This window comes from Kitasatospora sp. NPDC056783 (assembly GCF_042789895.1).
In the GTDB taxonomy this organism is placed as follows: Bacteria; Actinomycetota; Actinomycetes; order Streptomycetales; family Streptomycetaceae; genus Kitasatospora.
This window is the reverse complement of sequence record NZ_JBHUAF010000635.1, coordinates 1-2,501: the sequence shown is the minus strand read 5'-3', so window position 1 is coordinate 2,501 and position 2,501 is coordinate 1. Positions and strand designations below refer to the sequence as shown.

Here is a 2,501-nt window from a genome sequence, read left to right as displayed (position 1 = left end):
GCGAATGGGGTGGACGGACGGTGTCGGGGCGGCGGAGCGGCGGGGTGCTGGCGATCTGGGCGGAGGCGCAGCGGCAGCAGCAGCGCCGGGAGGAGGCCCGGTGGCGCGCCGAGGCGGCGGAGCAGCGCCGCCGGGAGCGGGAGCAGCGGGAGGCGCAGAAGGCGGCCGCCCGCGGTGAGCGGGAGGCGCAGCGCGCCTACCAGCAGTCACGGGAAGCGGAGGTGGCCCGGCGGACGGCCGAACTGGAAGCCCGGGTCGAGGAGTTGAGGGGGCTGCTGGCCGCCGGTCTGGCCGCCCCGGCGTTCGGCCCGCAGGCGCTGCTGGCGCCCCTGGCCGAACCGCCCTTCGATCCGGGGCCGTTGGGCCTGCCGGTGCCGATGCCCGACCAGGCCTCGGCCGCCTACTTCGTGCCGCCGCCGGATCCGGTCCAGGCCCGCAACCCGGGTGTGCGGCGGCAGTACGAGCAGTACCTGGCCCAGGCCCGCGCCCGGTTCGAGCAGGACTGGTACGCCGCGCAGGCCCAGGAGGCGGACCGGCAGCGCCGGCTGGCCGGGTACCAGCAGGAGTACCTGGCCCGGGTCGAGCAGTCGCGCCGGCGGCAGCGGGAGCTCGGCGCCCGGACCGAGGAGCTGCTGCGCCGGCTGCGGGCGGGCGAGCCGGAGGCGGTGCAGGAGTACTTCACGGCGGGCCTGTACGCCTCGGCGGCCTGGCCGGAGGGCTTCCCGCACCGGCTGGTGGCGGCCTTCGACGCCGGGAGCCGCCAGCTGGTGGTGGACTGGGAGCTGCCCGGGCCGGACGTGGTGCCGGCCGCCGGCCGGGTCCGGTACGTGAAGGCGGACGACCGCGAGGCGGAGGTGGCCCGCCCGGCGACGGAGCGCAAGGCGCTGTACCGGGAGGTGCTGGCGCAGTCGGCGCTGCGGGTGGCGGCGGAGCTGTTCCGGGCGGACCGGGACGGGCTGCTGGACTCGGTGGTGGTGAACGGTTTCGTCCTCGGGATCGACCCGGCGACCGGCCGGGAGGCCGAGCGCTTCCTCTCCACATTGACCGCCGCCCGGGCGGGTTTCGCCGGCCTGGCGCTGGACCGGGTGGCCCCGGTGGAGTGTTTCCAGGGCCTGGGCGGCCGGCTGTCGGCGCGCCCGGAGCGGCTGGACGAGGTGCGGCCCGACCGGCGGCCGCAGAGCGTCGGCGGGAGCGTGGCCGGGCACGGCGGCGAGGAGGAGCCGGACCTGTTCGAGATGGATCCGCTCGACTTCGAGGACCTGATCGCCGAGCTGTTCCGGCTGCGCGGCTTCACGGTGATGACCACGGCGCGCAGCGGCGACGTCGGGGTGGACGTGGTGGCCGAGGACCTGGACCCGGTGACCGGCGGCAAGATCGTGATCCAGGCGAAGCGCTACAAGAAGACGGTGCCGCCGACGGCGGTGCGCGACCTGGAGTCCACCGTCCGCCACCACGGCGCGAACAAGGGCATCCTGGTCACCACCGCGGGGTTCGGGCGCGGGTCGTACAGCTACATCGAGGGCAAGCCGCTGACCCTGGTGAGCGGTCCGGAGCTGGTGGTGCTGCTCGCCGAGCAGGGCCTGCGCGGACGCCTCGGCCCCGGCGCGGCCGCCGAAGCCGTCGCCCCTGCCGCGAACGGCGGGCCGGAGGGGGAAGAGGCCCGCGAGACCGCCCTCACGGTGAGCTGGCAGAGCCGGACGGCGGGCGGGGACGCGGTGGAGCTGGACGTCACCGCCTTCCTGTGCGCCGGCGGGCGGGTGCTGAGCGACGAGCACTTCGTCTTCTTCAACAGCCCGCAGGACCCGGACGGCGCCGTCCGGCTGCATCCGACCCGCTCGGTGCCGGGCGAGCCGACCCGGGCGGCCCGGCTGGCGCTGGACCTGCACCGGCTGCCGGCCGCCGTCGAGGAGGTGGTGGTCGCCGTCTCCACCGAGGAGGAGGAGCACCCGGCTCTGCCGCTCGGCTACGTGCACGGGCTGGCGCTCGCCGCCGCGTACGGGGCGGGCGCGGGCGGTCCGGCCGCCTGGGCGGGCCCGACCGGCGGGGTGCCGGACAGCGCGATGCTGGTGGGCGCGTTCCGGCGGTCCGGGGGCGGCTGGGAATTCAGCCCGTCCGGCCGGGTGGTGACGAACGGTCTGGCCGGGCTGGCGACGGCCTTCGGCGTGGCGGTGGAGTGAGCGACCGGGCCGACGGCCCTCAGGGTCGGGGTCATACCTGAGGAGGAGAAGGCCCCCCGCCGTACCGCCGGGTCGGCGGGGGCCGACCACCCGCGTGGCATACGCATCGCATTCGAACATCTTGGGATGATTGATCGGAGTCAGACATTCCGTTCATCCGCCCGAGGAGTCCACGTGACGTTCCCCGCAACCGCCGTCCACACCGGTCGTGCGGCCGCCCGCGCCACCAGCCTGAACAAGGTCTACGGGGAGGGGGAGACCCGCGTCGTCGCCCTCGACAACGTCAGCGTCACCTTCCCCCAGGGCGAGTTCACCGCGATCATG

At 75.7% G+C, this 2,501-nt stretch carries 1 protein-coding gene and 1 pseudogene; both read left to right on the top strand.

Annotation, left to right across the window (positions count from 1 at the left end; all coding sequences use genetic code 11):
- On the top strand, nucleotides 1–2,177 hold a 2,177-nt coding region (locus ACFRMQ_RS40105; RefSeq protein WP_380735844.1), incomplete at its 5' end, for a restriction endonuclease.
- A gap of 126 nt (nucleotides 2,178–2,303) precedes the next feature.
- Nucleotides 2,304–2,501, top strand: a pseudogene (locus ACFRMQ_RS40100) (ABC transporter ATP-binding protein); the annotation flags it as partial.